The 21,836-nt window shown below is 40.8% G+C and carries 19 protein-coding genes and 1 rRNA gene; 12 read left to right on the top strand and 8 right to left on the bottom strand.

All coding sequences use genetic code 11. The features are described from left to right. The first annotated feature begins 123 nt into the window (after positions 1-123). The gene (gene priA, locus ACWIB3_RS09840; protein ID WP_454291495.1) at positions 124-2,604 is read left to right on the top strand and encodes a replication restart helicase PriA; all 2,481 of its coding nucleotides are present in this window, start codon (positions 124-126) and stop codon (positions 2,602-2,604) included. On the opposite strand, the gene ACWIB3_RS09835 is transcribed toward priA, so the two are convergent. The 4 genes from ACWIB3_RS09835 to ACWIB3_RS09820 form a co-directional block, all read right to left on the bottom strand. Continuing rightward, positions 2,598-3,797, bottom strand: coding sequence for a PepSY-associated TM helix domain-containing protein (locus ACWIB3_RS09835; RefSeq protein ID WP_454291494.1), 1,200 nt, complete (start codon positions 3,795-3,797; stop codon positions 2,598-2,600). The genes priA and ACWIB3_RS09835 overlap by 7 nt on opposite strands. Continuing rightward, positions 3,798-6,131, bottom strand: a complete 2,334-nt coding sequence (locus tag ACWIB3_RS09830; RefSeq protein WP_454291493.1) for a TonB-dependent receptor — start codon at positions 6,129-6,131, stop codon at positions 3,798-3,800. Positions 6,132-6,261: 130 nt separating this feature from the next. After that, the gene (locus ACWIB3_RS09825) at positions 6,262-6,912 is read right to left on the bottom strand and encodes a DUF6266 family protein (protein ID WP_454291492.1); all 651 of its coding nucleotides are present in this window, start codon (positions 6,910-6,912) and stop codon (positions 6,262-6,264) included. 95 nt (positions 6,913-7,007) lie between these two features. After that, on the bottom strand, positions 7,008-7,865 hold the full coding sequence (locus ACWIB3_RS09820; protein ID WP_454291491.1) for a DUF4886 domain-containing protein: 858 nt from the start codon (positions 7,863-7,865) through the stop codon (positions 7,008-7,010). Positions 7,866-8,043: 178 nt separating this feature from the next. Between ACWIB3_RS09820 and ACWIB3_RS09815 the strand changes: the two genes are divergently transcribed. From ACWIB3_RS09815 to ACWIB3_RS09805, 3 genes are all read left to right on the top strand, one after another. Further along, positions 8,044-8,700 (top strand): protein-L-isoaspartate(D-aspartate) O-methyltransferase, encoded by a 657-nt coding sequence (locus tag ACWIB3_RS09815; protein ID WP_093101430.1) that lies wholly within the window; start codon positions 8,044-8,046, stop codon positions 8,698-8,700. A gap of 129 nt (positions 8,701-8,829) precedes the next feature. Continuing rightward, positions 8,830-10,650, top strand: a complete 1,821-nt coding sequence (locus ACWIB3_RS09810) for a MutS-related protein (protein WP_454291490.1) — start codon at positions 8,830-8,832, stop codon at positions 10,648-10,650. A gap of 21 nt (positions 10,651-10,671) precedes the next feature. After that, complete coding sequence (locus ACWIB3_RS09805) at positions 10,672-11,073, top strand: acyl-CoA thioesterase (RefSeq protein ID WP_185213468.1); 402 nt, start codon at positions 10,672-10,674, stop codon at positions 11,071-11,073. Positions 11,074-11,076: 3 nt separating this feature from the next. Here ACWIB3_RS09805 and ACWIB3_RS09800 read toward each other — a convergent pair whose 3' ends face one another. From ACWIB3_RS09800 to ACWIB3_RS09790, 3 genes are all read right to left on the bottom strand, one after another. Then, positions 11,077-12,153, bottom strand: coding sequence for an NADH:flavin oxidoreductase/NADH oxidase (locus ACWIB3_RS09800; RefSeq protein WP_454291489.1), 1,077 nt, complete (start codon positions 12,151-12,153; stop codon positions 11,077-11,079). A gap of 125 nt (positions 12,154-12,278) precedes the next feature. Further along, positions 12,279-12,653 (bottom strand): DUF779 domain-containing protein, encoded by a 375-nt coding sequence (locus tag ACWIB3_RS09795; protein ID WP_313191786.1) that lies wholly within the window; start codon positions 12,651-12,653, stop codon positions 12,279-12,281. A gap of 70 nt (positions 12,654-12,723) precedes the next feature. After that, positions 12,724-14,226 carry an aldehyde dehydrogenase family protein gene (locus ACWIB3_RS09790; protein WP_185213471.1) on the bottom strand — a complete coding sequence of 501 codons (1,503 nt, stop codon included), beginning with the start codon at positions 14,224-14,226 and terminating at the stop codon, positions 12,724-12,726. Positions 14,227-14,401: 175 nt separating this feature from the next. On the opposite strand from ACWIB3_RS09790, the gene ACWIB3_RS09785 reads away from it, so the two are divergent. Continuing rightward, positions 14,402-15,325, top strand: a complete 924-nt coding sequence (locus ACWIB3_RS09785) for a helix-turn-helix domain-containing protein (protein ID WP_454291488.1) — start codon at positions 14,402-14,404, stop codon at positions 15,323-15,325. On the opposite strand, the gene smpB is transcribed toward ACWIB3_RS09785, so the two are convergent. Continuing rightward, on the bottom strand, positions 15,312-15,767 hold the full coding sequence (gene smpB / locus ACWIB3_RS09780; protein WP_185213473.1) for an SsrA-binding protein SmpB: 456 nt from the start codon (positions 15,765-15,767) through the stop codon (positions 15,312-15,314). The genes ACWIB3_RS09785 and smpB overlap by 14 nt on opposite strands. 309 nt (positions 15,768-16,076) lie before the next feature. Here smpB and spt point away from each other — a divergent pair, with 309 nt between their 5' ends. The 7 genes from spt to ACWIB3_RS09745 all read left to right on the top strand — a co-directional run. Beyond that, positions 16,077-17,288 carry a serine palmitoyltransferase gene (gene spt, locus ACWIB3_RS09775; protein WP_185213474.1) on the top strand — a complete coding sequence of 404 codons (1,212 nt, stop codon included), beginning with the start codon at positions 16,077-16,079 and terminating at the stop codon, positions 17,286-17,288. Positions 17,289-17,300: 12 nt separating this feature from the next. After that, the gene (locus ACWIB3_RS09770; RefSeq protein ID WP_254529458.1) at positions 17,301-18,422 is read left to right on the top strand and encodes a hypothetical protein; all 1,122 of its coding nucleotides are present in this window, start codon (positions 17,301-17,303) and stop codon (positions 18,420-18,422) included. Continuing rightward, positions 18,419-19,417: an NAD-dependent epimerase/dehydratase family protein gene (locus ACWIB3_RS09765; protein ID WP_454291487.1), complete on the top strand. Its 999-nt coding sequence runs from the start codon at positions 18,419-18,421 to the stop codon at positions 19,415-19,417. The genes ACWIB3_RS09770 and ACWIB3_RS09765 overlap by 4 nt, the downstream gene beginning before the upstream one ends. A 13-nt stretch (positions 19,418-19,430) precedes the next feature. Then, positions 19,431-20,129: a CDP-alcohol phosphatidyltransferase family protein gene (locus tag ACWIB3_RS09760; protein WP_185213477.1), complete on the top strand. Its 699-nt coding sequence runs from the start codon at positions 19,431-19,433 to the stop codon at positions 20,127-20,129. 3 nt (positions 20,130-20,132) lie between these two features. Then, positions 20,133-20,519 carry a GtrA family protein gene (locus ACWIB3_RS09755; protein ID WP_185213478.1) on the top strand — a complete coding sequence of 129 codons (387 nt, stop codon included), beginning with the start codon at positions 20,133-20,135 and terminating at the stop codon, positions 20,517-20,519. 341 nt (positions 20,520-20,860) lie between these two features. Further along, entirely contained in the window at positions 20,861-21,412 is a 552-nt protein-coding gene (locus ACWIB3_RS09750; RefSeq protein ID WP_454291486.1) for a hypothetical protein, read from the top strand. Between the two features lie 236 nt (positions 21,413-21,648). After that, positions 21,649-21,836 (top strand): 16S ribosomal RNA (locus ACWIB3_RS09745); the annotation flags it as partial.

Genomic DNA, 21,836 nt, shown 5'->3' with positions numbered 1-21,836 from the left:
AAAAGGCACCATTGGTGCCTTTTTGCTTAGCAAGGCTGATTATTGTCGAATAATAAATCAATAACAGGCAAGCATGCTCCCAATACTGAATGCTATTAATAAATACTATTATTACCTTTGTTTATGTCTCAACTGGATTTAACGGCTCCTGGTCGTGTCACTTATTTTGTAGAGGTTATTTTGCCATTGGCGATTGCTAAGTCCTATACCTATCGAGTTCCTTTTGAATTGAATGATAAGGTAGCAGTAGGAGTTCGGGTGATCGTACAGTTCGGTAAGAACAAGATTTATTCAGCTGTGGTCAAGAATATCACGACTGAACCTCCTCATCAATATGAAGCCAAATATATCTTAGATGTTGTAGACAATGATCCCATTGTCAATGAAACTCAATTGCAGATGTGGGATTGGATCGCAGAATACTACATGTGTTATGTAGGTGATGTGATGCAGGCGGCTTTGCCAGCAGCCCTAAAAATGGCCTCTGAAACTAAAATCGTCGCATCAGACGACCCTAATTTAGATCGTTCTTCGCTCTCAGATAAAGGCTATATGATTCTTGAAGCCTTGGATCTTGCTGGTGAGTTGACGGTAAACGATGTCATCAAAATCCTAGGTCAAAAAACTGTTTTCCCTTTATTGAGGAACCTATTTGAACATGGATATATCCTGATCTCTGAAGAAATCAAGCAGAAATATAAGGCAAAAACCAAAGCTTTTCTGAGGTTAGCTTCCGAATTCAATGATCCGGAGGGTAGACGGGAATTATTGGATAGTTTAAACCGAGCTCCCAAGCAGCAGGATGCAATCATTGCATTCCTCCAACTTATCAAAACAAAGAATGATGTCAGCAGACAGGATATCATGGAAGTATCCGGTTCAGGAGCTGGTGCAATAACCGCCCTGATCGATAAAGGTGTCTTTACAGTTGAGGAAAAGGTGGTCAGTAGATTTGAGGGTACGGATGTTCTGTTATCTCCAGACTTTAGTTTTAGTCCAGCCCAAGAACAGGCCTTTGATGAAATCAATAATTCCTTTACTGAGAAAGATGTTGCCTTGCTCCATGGAGTAACGGCTTCTGGGAAGACCCAAATTTATATCCGTTTGATTGAGGCTGTGCTTCGAGAGGGTAAATCTGCCTTGTACCTATTACCGGAGATTGCCTTGACAGCACAGATAACTGAACGCTTGAAATTGCATTTTGGGGATCAATTGGGTGTTTACCATTCAAAATTCAATGACAATGAGCGTGCAGAAGTATGGCATAAAGTAAATAAGGGTGAGTTTAAGGTAGTCATTGGCGCGAGATCCTCTGTTTTCCTTCCTTTCCATAACCTAGGGTTGATTATTGTGGATGAAGAACATGAGAACTCCTATAAACAATATGATCCTGCTCCAAGGTATCATGCACGAGATACGGCAATTTACTTGGCTCATCAGCATCAAGCAAAAGTTCTATTGGGTTCTGCCACCCCTTCAGTGGAGAGCTATTACAATGCTAAGGCCGGTAAATATGGTCTGATTGAATTGACGGAACGGTTTGGTGAGGCCAAGCTGCCGACAATCGAAATTGTGGATATTGCCGAATCTGGCCGAAAGGAAGAGATGTACTCTTATTTTAGTCTGAAGCTATTGAAGGCCATTGAAGAAACCGTTCAAAATAAAGAGCAGGTGATCCTGTTTCAAAATAGAAGAGGACATACGCCATTTTTGCAATGTGGCACTTGTGGTTATGTGGCTAAATGTGTGAACTGTGATGTTAGTTTGACTTACCATAAAACCAGTAACCTGATGCATTGCCATTATTGTGGCTTTTCAGAAGAACTGGTGCAGACTTGTCCTGCCTGCGGATTGCCAAATATGCAGAGCAAAGGTTTTGGAACAGAACGAGTGGAAGAGGAGTTGGAAATCCAACTGCCTGATCTGCGAATTGGACGCCTTGACCTGGATTCAACGAAAGGGAAATATGGTTTTGATAAAGTCATTTCGGCTTTCGATAATCAAGAGTTCGATGTATTGATCGGAACGCAGATGATCACGAAAGGGCTTGATTTTGGGAATGTCAGCTTAATTGGGATTATTAACGCCGATGGAATGATCAATTTTCCAGACTTTAGGGCATATGAAAGGGCATTTTCTTTGTTCTCACAGGTCTCAGGGCGTGCCGGAAGAAGGCAGTCGGAGGGAAGGGTGATTATTCAAACCAATACCCCAAACCATCGCATCCTCGAACAGGTCACCAATCATGACTACATGGCCATGTTTATGGCTGAAATTACGGAAAGAAAGAATTATCAATATCCACCTTTTTATAGATTGATCAAGCTTGATGTAAAACATACCGATCAAGATCTTGTACATGATGCAGCAAAGAGATTAGCGTCCCTACTGAGACAGCAGTTAGCTGAACGTGTCCTTGGGCCAGAACCCCCGCTTGTCGCTCGGGTAAGGAATAACTTTATTCAGACCATTACCTTGAAGATTGAACGGAAGAACATTTCCATTTCGAAAGTAAAGGAACTCATCAAACAGGCATTATTGCATTTTGAATTGGATAAGAAAAACAAGGGCGTCCGCGTTCAGATCGATGTAGACCCTTATTGATTGGATTTCAATAAATCACGCTTTTTAATCTGCTTTTCTGCCTTTCTTTTTTGCCCTTTTACCTTATTGCGCCAAACCACAAATCCTGTAATTGGTAAGCTCGCGCAAATTAAAGAAATAAGGAAAGCAAGGATTTTTGTTGGCAATCCAGAAATATTGCCCGTATGAATGTCGTAATTTAATGACCCAATTCGGTCACCGGCTTTTAAATTATCGGAAGAAGTTACCTTTTCAATATTGTTTTCTTTTTTATTGAAGTAATACCATCTAAAATCACCAGTCTTCATTTCCGTCATCCTGATCTGAACATCAAAAGTTTCGTCTTCTGCTTTGCTACTTCTAATGGACATCATTCCTGCATTGGAATACTTTTCCAATAGGAAGTGGAGCGCATTATCAAGCTGTTCACCCTCTGGATAATAGTTGGGGATTTTAAAAGGTTCTCCTTCAAGCTTCTTGATTTCAGAGCCATCAAAGGAATTGAAAAATGAAATGTAGGCCTTTTTAAATGAAGGATAGGTAAAAACCAGTCCCGTGATAGCTAAAACCAATGAAATTAGAAATGAATAAAAGCCTAAAACATTGTGCAAATCATAGTTTAGCCTTTTCCATTTCGATTTCCAATCTATCCATAAACTGCGTTTCAACGGTTTTCCTTTCCATCTTTTTGGCCACCAAAGGACCATTCCAGAAATTAGGATGACGACAAAAATAATGGTTGAGATTCCAACAACCCATGTCCCGTATTTTTTGCCCAACAACAGGTTCATGTGCATCTGCAAAATAACTTGGAAAAATTCGGTTTTCGAATTCTCCACAAAGAGTAGATCTCCAGTGTATGGATTTAAAAAGATCCTTTTATAGGTCTTGAAGTAATTCCAATAACCAAATGCATCGGGATCAATTTCCTGAACACGAAAAATCCAACTCCTGTTTTTTTCCGGATACAGATCAACCCTAGAAATGGACTCGCCATCATTTAATTGTTTGCCGGCAATTTCTTTAAGTTGACTTAAGGGGAGGGCCTCACTAGAAGGATAGCGTTGATCTAAAATATATCGATCAGGATAACAAACTAACTTTAGCTCATCAAAGAACGTGTATACACAACCAGTCAGGCCTAAAATGACAACAACGATTCCTGTTGTGAGGCCTAACCATTTATGCAACCAAAGGATGAAGCTTTTTACCATTTAAAATCGATAATTAATATTTAATGATGCGGTAGTCCCAGTACCTTTTACATATTCTGCATCCACGGCCCTGTACTGACTGATGACCGGGTAATAATCCTTGTTCAATAGGTTTTCCACACCAAGTCCAAGTCCCCATTGTTTGTTGATCCTGTAGCTCGCTGATAAGTTGAAGAGGTCTATGGTTTTGATCGGACCTTCGCTGTTTTTGTAAAGGCCTTTATCATTGCGTTCAAAACGATCTCTAGAACCTGTATGTATCCAATGTAATTGTAGATTTAATGCATCAGTCGGTGTATAGATCAGGTAGGCTGTAGCTTTGTTCGGAGCTATCCTCGTGCCGTTGAGGTAGTGAGATACCTGTTCAGAGTCCTCTGCTTTTCCTTCCACGTGAGCAAATGTTCCGCCTATGGTCCATTGCTTGGAAAGCTCGGCATTCAAAGTAAATTCTAGTCCCTGTACTTTTTCAGGTAGGCGCTGTGCCACTAAATATCCGCCAACATCTACTAATTCAACCCCCATCTTTGAAGTGCTATAGTAATAGGATGCCGAGAAATTGAATATACTGTAATGGCTAGAAAATCCTATCTCGTAGTTATTGGTGATTACTGGGTCAGTTTTGATACTATCCAGATCATTGTCGGTTGCCCTTCTTACGATTCTTCCCAACTCATTGATGGCAAAGCCTTGGGAGAAGCTAAGGAATGGATTGAAAATTTCATATTTATTGTATCGAAGTCCAGCGTTGAATGTTGCTCCTTTATAGGGTATTTTTCCTCCAGTCACCGCGATACTGCCTTCGTTGTTAGGACCTGTAGCGATAGTATTGAAATCCTTGATTTTCACCGTAGCATTTTCATACCTTACACCTCCCTTTAAAATCAGGTTTTCTAACACATCAATACGCAATTGAGCATATGGCGCTATGTTCACCATATTCATATCTGGGATATAGATACGTCCATCCGTTAAATTTTGGTCAGTTACATCATTCAGCAGGTCTAATCCGTAGGTGATATCGGAATTGGCATTGAATAGCTTAAAGGGTGTGTTCAGGTTAAGCCTTAAACCTTTTTTCTCTGAATTAATTTGTGTTTGCCCCGGGCCATACCAAGCAGTTCCTTTCTCAATATATCTATTCATTGAGCGAAAAGTATTATAATACAAGGAAGCCTGAATGGAAGTAGAACCTATTAAATTATTATTGAAATAACTTAACATGGCATTATGGTTATATGGAGTACCTGTAGGTTTTCCTGGATCTTCACCTTTGATTCCAATAGTTGGAGTTTGCCCATATTTACCGGTTTGACTAATGTACTTGGCATGTTGAGAACTGTTGAAAAAATTGTACAGAACAGAAATACCCGAATTCTCATTAATATCATATCCTACCTTTAAAAAGGCATTGTACTGATGTGAATTTGATAGACCATCCACTTGACCAAGAGCAATGCCATCGGCATCCCGCTGAAGTCCATTATATTCAGCAGTACCACTGATTGTATAATTCCATTTATCTGCCCTTCCAAATAATGTTTGATCAAATCGATATCCAATCGTCTCTGAAGAATGTAGAGGGTTTATGGTGCTTCTAAGATTACTGCTTCCAGAAATTGCCTTGTTTGCATCCTTATTGGTTTTTGTAATATAATTGATAATACCTCCGGCAGAACCATTACCATAAATGGATGTTGCCCCTTTGATTACTTCCACTCTTTCAATTACTGAAGGGTCAATAGACCTGATATCTCTAGCACCATTCATTAACGGAGTAGACTGCGGAATTCCATCAATAAGCACTAGAACAGACCTGCCCCTTAGGGTTTGGCCTGTATTGGTTGCCTTATTGCTACTTACCCCTAAACCAGGAATGCTGTTACCCAAAATATTGGAAATATTCGTATTGATTTGGCTTTGAGCTTCAATCTCTTTGCTCGTTAATATCGAAATGGAAGATGGGACTGTTGAAATATGTTCAGGTTTGCGACTTGCTGTAACTACGATCTCATCCAAATCATTTTTTTCCTGCAGGGTAAAGATCAGTGGCTGTTTTACAGTGTCAGGTGAAATGGTATGAAATAGGGTTAAATAGCCCGAATGGCTGATCTGTAGGTTTAATGGTAGTTTGAACTGTTCATAATTGATAAGGAATGATCCATTATTATCTGTTTTTCCTATGGTTTTTCCATTTACCTTAATGTTAACATCGGCTTGTCTACCCGAGTTTTCATTATTTACCTGGATTTCCAGTTGTTGGGCGGTTAAAGAAATTGGAAAAATCAGGAACAGTAAAAGCTGGGTTTTCGTTAACAATTTGTATAGGTAGTGCATCTTATTTTTATTTAGAACAATTATAAATTGCGCCAAATTTATATAATCTCCCCTTATTTACAAAAGCCCAGATTAAATAATATTATATTTTTTTGTTATTAAGCTATTTACTCTTGGCAATCCGCCTACTTTATATCTCCCCCAGGTACAAACTATCTGTACAATTATAGCTGCCGTCATTAGATAGAAAAGCAACATACATATGATAAATCGCATTCTTATTGTGTTTCCTTAAGAAGAGTTGTTGTTGTCTTTCCACTAAAAGGTTCCCATTTACCATACCGTAGATTTTATTGGGCCCATTAATTTCCGGTTGAAGTAGGATCATGATCCTATAACCTTCCATACCATAAGCACTAGATAGAACTTTATCGTAATCCCAAGAAATCCTAAATGAATCCGAATCATGACATAAGTTGATTTTGACATCCTGGATCGGATTTTCTAAACCTCTACTGATACTGAATTTCTCCCAATTCAGTTCAAACCTAGATTCCTTTTCAAGAACGGAATGTTTAAAATTATACGACATGGCAGCTTGATAGCTGGTCCATCCATTATGATAGTTTTTAAACCCTAACCGGATATAGGGGAGGATCTCCGCAATGTATGCTTTGAGAAAATTAAATTTGGAGTCTGACTTTTTCTTTGGAAAGATCCTTTCCTTGGTCAATCTTAATTGAGTTGGGTTTGTCGCGATTGGACTTTTGTTACTACTGTAAACAAAAAATCCCACCTTTCCATTAAGTGGGATTTGATTTCCATTTTTTAAAGTTGCCATATCACACCTGTTTGTTCTATTCTAAACTTACAAAACAACAGCCTTCAAAGCAAGTTAACATGAAATTAAATTTCTTTTAAGTAAATGTTATTAATCTACTTTTTTACTCTTGATACTTTAAATGGTTTCTTCACAGCCTTTTTTGCGGCTTCCTTTACAATCTTCGCCTGTAGATCCGTCACCTTTTCGGGTTTATAGTCTGTTTTCGTGGGATCAAGGTTGAAAAGTTTAGCATACCAAGTCAGTGCAGCCGCAAATCTACCATAGTCCAGGTTCAAGTGATAACCATCGCGAGTGAATTGGTCACCAATGGAACTGGTCCTTCCATTCTGGATGGTAGTGCCATCAGGAACGATAAAGGCATAATCACCAGTTTTTTCTAATCTCGACGTGACGCTCATGATGCTGTCGTACATGTTTTTCTGACTATTGTCATAGTTAGTAAAGCCATCATGTTTAGAGTCCTGTTGGTAGGCCCATGTTTGGTGATAAACGAGTTTGGTATCTGGATGGACATGTGCAAATACATAAGTCCAAAGGTCGGTTAAGGTTTGCATAACGACATTGTACTTTCCAGAAAGTGGTGAAGCCTGTTGCAAACTCACATAATCCCAGTTTTCATCTGCCAAGGCATCTTCAATACTGGTCTGTTCCGTAGTCTTTTTGGAACCGTCCATGCTTATTTTTCGATAGCTGTACGCTTTCAGGTTATTGTGGGCATTTTTAAGGTGCAGGTCTAGTGGTGCACCTCCGATATATAAATTGCCAATAACAATCTTTTTGCCTGCAGCAGTGGATAACTCATGTAGGTAATTTTCTAGGGCATCCTCGGAGAAGCTATTCCCTATCGCAAGAACCTTCATGACATCATCATCGTTCGGAGAAGTCTCCTGAGCAAGTACTACTTGAAACTGCAGTAATATGATAAACAGATAAATAGTCAGTTTTTTCATTCTATCAATTTTTTGGGTGAGGGCCAGGAATATTATTTTTTAATTTCCTAGACGTATAAAAGTACAAAAAATAAAGCTTAGGGATATTTTCTTTCTCATTTTTCAGAACCGTTCTGAGCTTGAATGTTTTGCATTTTAACCTTAATAATATGGTAAAATAAGGGTAATTTTGAGACATATGGCTTATAAGTTTATAGACAATTACCGGGAACAGGGCGCAAGGAAGCAGTTGGTGAAACATCTCGAAAAACGTGGGATTGAAGATAAGAAGGTGTTGCAGGCAATTGCAAAAGTCCCTCGTCATTTCTTTTTTGATGAAACCTTCTGGAACCAAGCTTACCGGGATATTGCATTTCCAATCGGTGATGGCCAGACCATTTCCCAACCCTACACCGTAGCTTATCAAAGCCAATTGCTGCACATCAAAAAAGGTGATAAAGTCCTGGAGATCGGTACGGGTTCTGGTTATCAGACCTGTATCCTTATGGAATTGGGAGCTGATGTGTATACCATTGAGCGTCAGGAAAACCTTTACCATCGAACCATTCAGGTATTGCCCTATATGGGCTATAAGCCAAACTTTTTCTTGGGCGATGGTTCCAAAGGTATCCCCGAAAAAGCACCCTATGACAAAATCATCGTAACTGCCGGGGCTCCCTTTGTACCTGAAAAAATGCTGAAACAACTTCGTTTGGGAGGTCTTTTGGTTATCCCTGTAGGTGATGAGAAATTCCAAAAAATGGTCACCATCCTTCGAGTAGGTGAAAACGACTTCGAAAGAATCGAACTCGATACCTTCAGGTTCGTTCCTCTTGTAGGGGATCAGGCTTGGTAGTACCGAAGATTTGAGATAGGAGATAAGAGATATGAGACGTCTGTAATGGCGTCTTTTTTGTTTTTAAAGCTGAGATTAATCTCATTACTCACATCTCAATTCTCATATCTAATACCTACCTTAGCTCCTATGAGTGCAGATTTCTACCAAAGCAATGTCAATAGGACCAAAGAGGAAATAAAATCATTAGAGAAGCAAATCAATAAAAATGCCTTTCTCCGTTTGGGGCTAATGGTCCTTGGGGCTATAGGTATTTGGCAACTGTTCTCCCTGAACAATATCTTTCTGGTCTTGGGTGCTTTTCTATTGGTTATCTTTCTCTTTGCATTCCTGGTATATAGACAGGCAAAGGTGGATCGAAAACTGCAGGAGGCAAAAGTCTTTTTGAGTGTCAATGAAAATGAACTGCATGTTCAAGACCGTAACAAGAACATGTACGATGATGGGGAGGTATTCGAAGACCCTAAACACCCCTATAGTTCAGACCTGGATATATTCGGCCCTAATTCCTTGTTCGAGCTGGTCAACCGTTGTGCGACAAAAGATGGAGTTGCGGTTTTGCATTCATGGATGGACGCTCCATCTAACAAAAAAGAGATATCTGCAAGGCAGGAAGCGGTTCAGGAACTGAAAGCAGACCCTGAACATCTGCAGGCTTTCCAAACCAAAATGTTGTTCAATCTAGGCTCCAAGATCAACTTAAGATCCTATATCTATAGCTATTTCCACGATAAATCTTTCCAATTTGGCAACGCCTTCTATAGAATGTATGTTCCCATGGTTCCATGGATATTTTTGGCTGGAATCTTGTTTTCTGTGTTTGTCCATAATATCGGAGGCTATCTCCTAGGCTTAGGCATCATCCACCTGTTATGGACGATGGCCCAAGCCGGCAAGGTCAGCCATTTCTCCAATAAGATCGATAAGATTGGCGTATCATTGATTGGATTTGCCGATGCCATCAAATTGATGGAAGATAAAAAGTATACAGCTGCCTTAAATCAGGAGCTTCAAAAAAAGATCGAAGTAGAAGCTCAGCAAAAGAAACTTTCCAGTATCATCAATGAACTGGGTAAGTTGATCGATAAATTGGACGTACGTAATAATATGCTGATAGGTGCCATCCTAAACATGCTTGCCCTGTGGGATTTTAAGCAGGTCATGGCCATCAGCAAATGGAAAGATCAATATGAAGATTCCATTCTGTCCGGTTTTGACGCTGTGGCAAAATATGAAAGTCTGGTTTCTTTATCCATCCTTGCGTACAACCATCCAGATTGGACACAGCCAAGTATTTTGGAGGATTTTGAAAAAGACAAACTCTTGGCTGAAGATATCAATCATCCCTTGATCCCAGCCAATAAATCCATCGCTAATGATTATGATGCCCATGACCATAAAATAGCGCTCATCACAGGCTCCAATATGGCCGGTAAGAGTACTTTCCTAAGGACAATAGGTATAAATGCGGTATTAGCCTATACTGGTGCTGTAGTCTGTGCCAAGAAGTTCGCCCTCCCTATCTATCAATTGGTGACATACATGCGGATCAAGGACTCCTTGAACGAGAGCACTTCAACCTTTAAGGCCGAATTAGATCGCATGAAATTTATCTTGGAGCGGGTACAGGATATTAAGTCAAGCTATTTCTTGATCGATGAAATGTTAAGGGGAACTAATTCCGTGGATAAATATTTGGGATCAAAAGCGATCATCAAGAAGTTGATTGAACTACATGGACGCGGAATGTTGGCCACCCATGACCTTCAACTTTCTGAACTCGTTAATGATTATCCGGGATACCTTAAAAATTATCATTTTGATATACAGGTGCATGGTTCTGAAATGTTGTTTGATTACAAATTAAAGGATGGTGCCTGTACCATCTTTAACGCCTCGATGCTGCTGAAAGGCATCGGAATAGTCGTAGAAAGCGAAAAAGTTGATTAACTTTGCGGCTCAATTCATAAAATGACTATTCAAGAACGTATCGATCAAAGTGAAACACGAATTACAATGACTGTGTTTCCTTCCCTTACCAATCATCATGACACCTTGTTCGGTGGTAAAGCCATGGCGATCATGGATGAGGTTTCCTTTATGTGTGCTACACGTTTTTGTAGAAAATCCCTAGTTACAGTATCTACAGACAAAATCGATTTCCATAAAGCTATACCTTCTGCAAGCATTGTAGAAGCTGTAGCCCGTGTAGAGACCGTCGGAAGGACAAGCCTAAAGGTTTATGTAGAAATCTTTAGAGAAGGTATGTATGAAGATGGTCGCGAACTGGCGATCCAAGGCCGTTTTACCTTCGTAGCTTTGGGAGATGACAAAAAGCCTATTCCAGTCTTGGAAGGTTTGGATGTAGAATAATTCCTATTCAATCTTTGCCCTTGCATATTGAGGTGCCCAGCTCTGCTCTACGCCCAATTCTTGGGCCCAAGTGTAGACAAGGTGGGGATGACGCAAGAATTCCCTGCCCAATAAAATCAGATCTGCAGCACCTCGATCTAGGATGTCCTGTGCCTGTTTGGCACTAGTGATCAAGCCTACAGCTCCTGTCCCAATCCCACAGGCTTGTTTGACCTGATCGGAAAAGGGTACCTGATAGCCTGGTTCAACTGGGATTTTCTGGAAGGATACAGCTCCTCCAGAAGAAATATCAGCCACTTCAACAGCTTTCCGTTTCAAGAGGTGGGTCAATTTAACTGTCTGTTCAATGTCCCAACCGCCATCTGCCCAATCGGTCGCCGATAAGCGGACCCATAGCGAATGCTCAGTTTTTAAAACTGATTTGATGGCATCTACGATTTCCAACAGAAACCTGACCCTGTTTTCGAAGCTACCTCCATATCCATCTTCCCTGAAATTGACCAGTGGTGAAAGGAACTGGTGGATCAAATAGCCATGGGCGGCATGGATTTCTATGATCTGGTAACCAGCCTCAACTGCTCTTGCTGCTGCGTCCTTAAATTGGGCAATGATTTCTTGGATCTCGCTCTGGCTTAAACCAATGGGTGGATGTTCTTTTTCATGGTATGGAATAGGAGAGGGAGCAACAGTCTGCCAACCATGTTCCTCATCTGGAGAAAATTGTTTCCTGCTTATCCACGGCAGATCCGTACTTGCCTTTCTTCCAGCATGTGCCAATTGGATCCCCGCTAGGCTTCCCTGACCTTTAATAAAATTGGTTATCTGTTTGTATTTTTTGATATGCTCATCCTTCCAAATCCCGAGATCGCCATAAGAAATCCTGCCTTCAGGACTTACTGCAGTCGCCTCTTGGATCACTGCTCCTGCACGTCCAATGGCAAATTGGCCGAGATGTACCAAATGCCAATCATTGGCAAAGCCATCAACTGCACTGTATTGGCACATTGGCGAAACAACGATTCTGTTTTTGAGTTCTAAATGGGAAAGTTTTAATGAAGAGAATAGGGAAGGGCTTGTCATCTGTTTTTCTGGGTTTAATAAATTCGACCTTTCATTAAATTTACAGATCATTTATCAAAAAAACAGCATAATTAGGGTTTATTGACTTTCAGAAAGCAATTGAACCCAAAAAGATCAATTTTTTATTATTCATTCCGGATGACCTCAGGTAATTCCTTCAGTTCTTCCTCCGTAAATAACCGATAGTGGATCTTGAACGTTTTTCCCATAGGGGTTTCCAATGAAAATCCTCCTGGTCCAAACCCATCCAGTACATCCAATGTAAAATGTGAAAACTTCCAGTATTCGAAAAGATCGCGGTCTACCCAAAACTCAAAACCTTCGACCAGGCCTATCATGGCATCGTTCATCCTAGGATAAAATCCACCCTTTTCAAAGCACTGTGGTTGGGTTCCTTCACAACAGCCACCTGCTTGATAAAACATCAATGGGCCATGCTTTTCCTCTAATTCCTTGATTACGGCTTTCGCATTTTCGGTTACATCTATCCTTGAGATCATAATTCTAGCAGTTTTAAGAAAGGGGTTATAGAGCATAACCCCTTTTCACACATTTAACTATTAAACTCTATTAAAAGAATCCAAGCTTTTCTTTGCTGTATGAGATGAGCATGTTTTTAGCTTGACGGTAATAGGCTAACATCATTTTGTGGTTCTCACGTCCTATGCCGGATTGTTTATAACCACCAAATGGAGCACCAGCAGGATAACTGTGATATTGGTTTACCCAAACACGGCCAGCCTGAATGGCTCTAGGGACCATATAAAGTTCATGGGCATCACGGGTCCATACACCTGCTCCTAACCCATAAATGGTGTCGTTCGCAATGGCGATGGCCTCGTCTACATCCTTGAAGGTCGTAACGGCCAATACAGGGCCGAAGATCTCTTCTTGAAAAATGCGCATCTTATTGTTCCCTTTGAATAAAGTAGGCTTGATGTAGTAACCGTCATCGATATCTCCACCTAAATGGTTTTCATCGCCTCCAGTCAATACTTCTGCACCTTCCTCTTTTCCTAATTTAATATAGGACATAATTTTGTCCTTCTGTATTTTGGAAGCTTGGGCTCCCATCATCACGGTTGGATCCAATGGGTTTCCAACTTTGATCTGGTTCACTCGTTCAATGACGCGCTCTATAAACTTGTCATAGATGGACTCTTGGATCAATAACCTAGATGGACAGGTACAAATCTCACCTTGGTTCAGGGCAAACAATACTGCTCCTTCGATTGCTTTGTCCAAAAATGAATCATCTTCGTCCATTACAGACTCAAAGAATACATTCGGTGATTTACCACCTAATTCCAAGGTAACCGGGATAATGTTCTCCGTAGCATATTGCATGACCATTCTACCTGTAGCAGTTGATCCAGTAAAGGCAGCTTTCGCTACTTTCGGATGGGTCACTAGATGCCTACCTAATTCTGATCCAAATCCATTTACTACGTTTATTACTCCCGGAGGAAGCAAGTCGCCAATGATTTCCATCAATACCATGATGGATGTAGGTGTACTCTCTGCCGGTTTGAGGACTACGGTACAGCCCGCAGCCAAGGCAGGAGCCAATTTCCATACGGCCATCAAGATCGGAAAGTTCCAAGGAATGATCTGTGCCACTACACCGATTGGCTCATTAACGATTAAGGATACCGTTGTGCTATCCAATTCAGATAATGATCCTTCTTCAGCTCGGATCACTCCACCAAAATAACGGAAATGATCAATTGCCAATGGAATATCGGCATTCAATGTTTCACGTACTGCTTTTCCATTGTCAATCGTTTCTACAATGGCAACCTGTTCCAAGTGCTGTTCAATACGGTCTGCAATCTTGAATAAAATATTGCTGCGTTCCGTTGATGAGGTCTTGCTCCAAGTTTCAAAAGCCTTGCTTGCTGCTTCAACAGCTTTATCAATATCCTCCTTTGTGGAATGGGCAACCTGTGTAAATGGTTTTCCATCTATAGGGGAGATATTGTCAAAATATTTTCCTTGAGTGGGTGGAACGAAGGTTCCATTAATGTAATTATCGTAACGCTCTTTGAACGTTGGTCTATTTAATGCGCTCATAGTTCTGTGTTTTTAATAGTTTATATTGGACTCTTGCTCAAATTTACCAAGAGGCAATTTTTTTATATAGCATTATCGTCGCTAATCATAGCATAATATTTTCAAATAGCTTGTTTTTTGATTTTGTTTACTTTTTTTTATTTTTGGTTAACAGCCAATTATAAAATAGAGTCGTATGGGAAAGAATAATTTAGTCCGAGAGCTTCCTTATTCGTCGGAGAGGGAATTGAACACGTTGGTTGAAAATAGACGTGCGTATACATTGAACAATTTTGAGTTGAATGTGTATGAAACTTATCAACCGAGCCACTTGGTACCCCTACAGTTTAATGATATGGTCATTATCAATATGCTGAAGGGAAAGAAAATTATGCACCTCGAAGATGTGCCTGCCTTTGATTATCTCCCTGGAGAAACCCTCGTGCTCCCTGCTGATAGATCCATGAAAATTGATTTTCCTGATGCAAAGATAATGGAGCCCACCCAATGTACGGCCTTGTTGATTTCTGCCGATAAAATCGAGGAAACCATTGATTACCTGAATAATGCATACCCTAAAATAAATAATAGCCTTTCTTGGGATTTCTCCTGGAACAAGTTCCATTTGGTAAATACCGATGAACTGGCAAGTTTGACCAATAAATTATTTAGCAATATGATCAGCAACGATCCTTTTAAGGATGTACTTGCCGATCTACTGTTCAAGGAGCTGTTGATTAGGATTATTCAGCAACAGCAATTAGGCGAACTGGTTGAACCTCATTCAACAGCTAATGATGAGATGTCTAACCTGAAAAGATATATTAGGGAAAACCTAACGGAAAGAATTACCATTGAAGACCTAAGCCGAAAGGCTAACATGAGCAAGGCTACGCTCTTTAGGATATTTAAGGATGAATATGGGATTACTCCGATGGAGCTCGTCATTCGGGAACGCTTGCGGAAGGCAAAGGAAATGCTGAGTGCGAATATGTCTATTAAGGAGGTTTGTTACGCTTGTGGCTTTACCGATGTCAATTATTTCAGCCGATTATTCAAGGCTCGGGAAAATATGACTCCAGGTAATTACCAGCGAAAAATAGATATTAGCGTTTCATAGCGCGGTCCAATTCTCTCTTACTTTCACGCTCTTTAATGGTTTCACGCTTGTCGAAATCTTTTTTACCCTGTGCCAGGGCGATCTCTACCTTGGCAAAACCTCGATCGTTGATGAAGATGCGCAATGGTACAATGGTAAAGCCTTTTTCTTCTCCCTTTTCACGCAATTTCTTCAGCTCTTTCTTGGTTAAGAGCAATTTACGGTCTCTTTTGGATTCATGGTTATAGAATGATCCAAATGAATATTCAGCGATGTGCATGTTACGGATGTAAAGGCCATCTTCAAAAAAGGCACAGAAACTATCATTGATGTTTGCTTTGCCTTGACGGATGGATTTTATCTCGGTACCCAGTAAAGCTAAGCCCGCAACATACGTGTCAAGTAGGTGATACTCAAAGGATGCGCGTTTGTTTTTAATGTTAACCGTTGATGAAATTGCCATTTTTATTAATTATATTGAAGCACAAATGTAAGAATTTATGAAATTTTGCAAAATTTCCATGTAATATACACTAAACATTCTCTTAATATTAATTTAATTTTATGATATTTATATGTCAAATGAAACATGATTTGAGGTTTAAGTTTTGTATGTTTGCGTCGATTTTTTGTAAAGAAAGGTAGTAAAAAGTAATATAAACATGATTTAATTTATGTGAATAGAACTTGTTTTGTACCTTTGTGGGATTTTTGACGATTTTTGTTAAAAGTTCAAAAAGTAAATATTATTGAGAAAATAGATACCTGACGAATGAGCAAGGGAAAATTAAACGAAAGAACTGCGCGGTTTTTAAATGGCGAGTTAGGAGATATCAAGTCAAAAAACTTATATGCTTATTTTAGACCGATCCAATCTAAACAGGATACCGAAGTAAAAATTGACGGCCGCAGAGTATTAATGTTTGGTTCGAATTCTTACCTAGGACTGACGACCGATCCTCGAATTATTAAAGCTTCTCAGGATGCCCTTGAAAAATACGGTACTGGCTGTGCTGGTTCCCGTTTTTTAAACGGTACGTTGGATATCCACGTGGAACTGGAAGAGAAACTTGCTGATTATGTCGGCAAGGAATCAGCTATCCTTTTCAGTACAGGTTTCCAATCTAACTTAGGACCCCTTTCTTGCTTAACGGGTCGTCATGACTACATCCTTTTGGACGAACGTGATCATGCCTCGATTATCGACGGCTCCCGTTTGTCATTCTCAAAAGTTATTAAATACGCTCACAACAATATCGAAGACCTGAGAGATAAAATCTCCCGCCTTCCTGAAGAAAGCTTTAAGTTGATTGCAACCGATGGTATCTTCAGTATGGAAGGTGATATCGTAAAATTACCTGAACTTGTTCAAGTAGCTAACGAGTTTGATGCTGCAATATTATGTGATGATGCCCATAGTTTAGGCGTGATCGGTCATAACGGTGCAGGTACGGCAAGCCACTTCGGTCTGACCGACCAGGTTGACTTGATCATGGGTACTTTCAGTAAATCCTTGGCTTCATTAGGCGGTTTCGTTGCGGCAGACAGTGATACAATAGAATTTTTGAAACACCGTGCCCGTTCATTGATGTTCAGTGCAAGTATGACGCCTGCTTCTGTAGCTTCAACATTGAAAGCATTGGAAATTATCCAGACAGAACCTGAGCATATAGAAAGATTGTGGGCGAATACCAACTATGCTAAAAAATTGTTGTTGGAAAACGGATTTGACCTTGGTGCTACCGAAAGCCCAATCTTACCTGTTTTCGTTAGAAACAACGAAAAAACATATATCGTTACTAAAATGCTTCAGGATGACGGAGTTTTTGTAAACCCTGTCGTTGCTCCTGCTGTTCCGGCTGAAGAATCCCTGATCCGTTTCTCCCTGATGGCTACACATACCTTCGATCAAATCGATGAAGCTGTCGAGAAAATGACCAAAGTGTTCAAAGCATTGGAAGTTGAAAGTTTTATTAGTGAATAAAATCAGATAAAAGTGATTACTATAGTTCCTGTTGAAAGCAAAAAACAAAGAGCAAAATTTATCGATTTTCCTCATGACCTTTATGAAGGAGATCCAAATTATGTTCCAGAGCTTTTTGTTGCACAGGATGATATGTTGAATCCCGCTAAACACCCGTTCTATAAGCATTCATCCGTGCAATTGTTCTTGGCTTATCAAGATGAAAAGATTGTCGGGCGGATTGCAGCAATTTACAATACAAACCATAATCAGTTTAATAATGTAAATGAAGGGCAATTCGGTTTCTTTGATTGTGTAAATGATCAGGAGGTTGCCGATAAATTGTTCCAAGCTGCTGAAGCCTGGGTGAAAGGAAAGGGTGCAAACAATATGGTGGGGCCCATCAACCTGTCAACCAATGACAGCGTGGGTCTTTTGGTTGAAGGTTTCGATAGGCCTCCAATGGCCATGATGCCTTATAATCCTCCTTATTACCAAGATTTGATCTTAGCTGCCGGCTTCGTTAAGAAAGTGGACCTGAGGGCTTACCTGGTAAATAAGGAAAACTCAAATAAACGCTCTGTTCTCCTTTTGGATAAATTGGAAACTAGGCTGAAACGTTCTGGAATCATTCTGAGGGAAATCAACATGAAAGATTTCGCAAGGGAAGCCGATAAGATCAAGAAAGTCTATAATAAAGCCTGGGATAAAAACCTAGGGTTTGTTCCCATGACAGATGAGGAGTTTATGCATACCGCAAAAGATTTGAAAATGATCGTTGACCCTAAATATTGCATTGTGGCAGAAAAAGGGGATGATATCATTGGATTTGCGCTAGGTATTCCAAATGTCAACGAAATCCAGATCAAGATCAAACGCGGCAGGTTGTTCCCAACCGGTATCTTCAAGCTATTGTTTGGCTTGAAAAAAGTAAAATCTGTAAGGGTTTTAATGTTAGGGGTACTGGACAATTACAGGAAATTAGGTATTGAAGCCTGTCTTTACGGACGGATCATCAAGAATGCAATCCCATCGGGAATCGTCGAAGCGGAATGTTCCTGGATGTTGGACCACAACTACCTCATGAATCACGCTATTGAACAGATCAACGCTGAATTTTATAAGCGCTATCGCCTTTTCGAAAAAGCGATATGAAAAAAAAGATTTTCATAACTGGTGCGAGTGGTTTTGTTGGCTCTCACCTTGTTGAGGCTGCCCAAAACCTAGGTCTTGAGGTGCATGCTGCGGTTCGTAAATCCAGCAAAATCCAAGATATACAGCCCTATGTCGATCAGTTTGTCTATCCCAACCTGGGAAATCAGGAAGAATTAAAAGCACTTTTCGAAAAAGAACAGTACCATTATATCATCCATGCCGCTGCAATGACTAAGGCTAAAGATGAAAATATAATGCGGGAAGTCAATGTTGGCTATACAGATGCTATTCTGTCAGCGGCAACTGCGGATATCATGCCTTTGGAAAGGATCAGTTACGTAAGTAGCTTGGCAGCCATCGGTCCGATTCCCTACAGCAGTGACCAATTGATCACCGAATCAACGCCATATCGCCCATTGACGGTGTATGGCAGGAGCAAGGAAGCTTCTGAATTGATGATTCAGGATAAATATGCCGATGCTCCAATTTCCATATTCCGCCCAACGGCCGTATATGGACCCCGCGAAAAGGATATTTTTATCCTTTTCGATACAATGAACAAAGGATTGGACCCCTATATCGGGAAAAATCCACAGAAATTGAGTTTTATCTATGTCAAGGACCTTGTTGACGTACTGTTGAAAGGTTGCATGGTAAAACAAGATGGACTACAGATATATAATATCAGTGATGGCGAGGTCTATTCCCGATATGCCATGGCTGAGATTTTCAAGGAAGTCCTGAACAAACGACTATTCAGAATGCATGTTCCTTTAAGTCTGGTGAAAAGCGTTGCCGAACTCTCACAAAGACTATATCGCAACTCATCCAAAACTCCCGTCATCTACCCCGAAAGACTAAGAGAGCTAACCGCAGAAAACTGGGGTTGTGATATAACACATGCAATGCAGAACTTAAACTTTGATCCCCAATATAAATTGGATGAAGGATTGAAGGAGAGTTTATTTTGGTATAAAGAAAATAAGTGGCTCTAAATTTTCAGTTGAAATGAGTGGACAAAAAATTAATAAAAAGCTTTTTCAAGACAGAAAGCGTACTAATATTTTAAGTAATCCGGAACAGAAGTTAATATCCTATCTCGTTCCTAAGATCCCCGCATGGATATCTTCTGATGGCCTGACTGCTATCGGTCTTTTCGGTTCTTTTATGATCCTGGGAAGTTTCTTGCTTGCAGAATATGTGAACATTAATTTCCTTTTCCTGGGTATCGTAGGTTTCTTCGTACAGTGGTTCGGAGACTCTTTGGACGGAAGGATCGCTTTCTATAGGAATAAATCCCGTAAATGGTATGGTTTTGCGCTTGACATCGTCATGGACTGGATCTCAACCGTGATGATCGGACTGGGTTATGTTTTTTATGCAACCGGTGATTTTAAATACCTTGGCTTTACCTTGGTGGCATTATATGGATGGGCGATGATCATCTCCCAATTGAGGTATAGGATCACCGACAAGTATACGATCGATGCCGGATTATTAGGCCCGACCGAAATCCGTGTCATCATCAGTTTGGTCATGGTCTTGGAAGTTATCGTTCCTGGTTCCATTAACTATTCGGTATTGCTGATCTGTATTATCCTGTTCTTCATTAATATTACCGACACCAAGAAATTACTGGACCTTGGGGATGCAAAGGATCTGGAAGAAAAAGCAAACAAGCTAAAGGAAACAGAAATTAAAGAATAAGACATGTCCGACAAACTAAGGGTATTTCTCAGAGCACAGCTGTCCGCTTTTATTGGCGGACTTTCTGATTTTGGGATATACACGTTTTGTTATACGGTACTGAAATTTACTGCCCCCTTTTCCAACGTGATCTCGGGAAGCTTGGGTGCCATTGTTAATTTTACCATCAACCGGTATTGGTCCTTTGGGAACACACAGAAATCCATTGGTAGCCAACTGTGGAAGTTTATCATCGTTGTTGTCGGTAGCATTACCCTTAAATCCTTGGGGATCCATCTTTTGGTAGACATCTGGCATTTGCACTTCCTGCTGTCCAAACTTATAGTGGAGATCATTGTCTCTTTAGGGTTCAATTATACGCTCCAAAGGTTTTGGGTATTTAAGCAGTAGCTTATATATAGATAAGATATAAAGGCCATCTTGAAATATTTCAAGATGGCTTTTTTTGTTTTTTGTTCAGGATGCTGGAGGGGAGGGAACCGGTTTTTGTTTCTTTTTGGATTGGAATTGAGGTGTTTTTTTGTGGCTCTCCTTCGGGACTCGTTCGGGGCATGTTCGGGAATGGTCCGGAGAGAACAGGTAAACCGGCCGGAGCGTACCCGAGGACGCATAGGGGATTTGGTCGCTTGCTTTGCGAATTTTCGGAATGTGGGTCGAATGAGGTCAGGCCGAAAGGGGAGAATTTTTGAACCAGGATCAAGGGGATGGGAGGATGGACCAAGATCTGGGTCTTGAACCAGGATGGAACGGATTGGAGGATATTTCAGGATCATGGCGCATCAGGTCCGTCCCTTCCTGTCCTGGTCCATCCTCCAATCTTCACCATCCTGGTTCCTTTTCATGATCTTGGTCCATCCTCTCATCCTCACCATCCTGGTTCAAACCATGTCGCCATCCGCCGGCATGCCGCCCTTCCGGTCCGGGAACCCTCCCGGTTGCCCCCCTTTGGCGGTATTTTCCCGTCTTTTGGAAAAATTATCTGGCAATGCTACAGCGAGTTAGCTGGCGGCGGTAAAAATACTTTGGCCTCTCCCTTGGAAGTGAACGTATTTTGTCCCTATCTTTGCACCACTCCGCAAGGGAGGGACGGCCCCACGGCCACTGAAACACGGGAAGGAAAAGGGAAGCAGAGCTGCACGATTGCAGGCCATGCCGACCACCGAGAAAAGGGCCTCGAAAATTATTTGAAAAAAGATTTTGCGGTTTCGAAAAAGGTTCCTACCTTTGCAGTCCCAACCAAGGGAAACAGCGAGGGACGCGATGTCCGGAGCGAAAGAAAATGACAGATTGCGACCTTCCGATGCGGAAGGGAAACAACATAAAAAAGCCGAAGCGAGATGCCCAGGCGCGATAAGTTCTTTAAATGATCATGTAGCGCAGCGACCCGTACGAGAGTACGGTAGCTGAACAAGAAAAGATTTAAGAAATCAATTTATTCAGGTATCCCGGAGCGGGAGGAAAACATTTAACAAGACAACAATTCTATTTTATAAATAGTCTTGGTCTTACACTTCATTTTACAATGGAGAGTTTGATCCTGGCTCAGGATGAACGCTAGCGGCAGGCCTAATACATGCAAGTCGGACGGGATCCATCGGTAGCTTGCTACCGGTGGTGAGAGTGGCGCACGGGTGCGTAACGCGTGAGCAACCTGCCCATATCAGGGGGATAGCCCGGAGAAATCCGGATTAACACCGCATGACACTG

The sequence above is a fragment of the Sphingobacterium sp. NPDC055431 genome (genome assembly GCF_053644255.1).
Note: the sequence above shows the minus strand (reverse complement) of the source record. Positions and strands in the feature narration are given on the sequence as shown.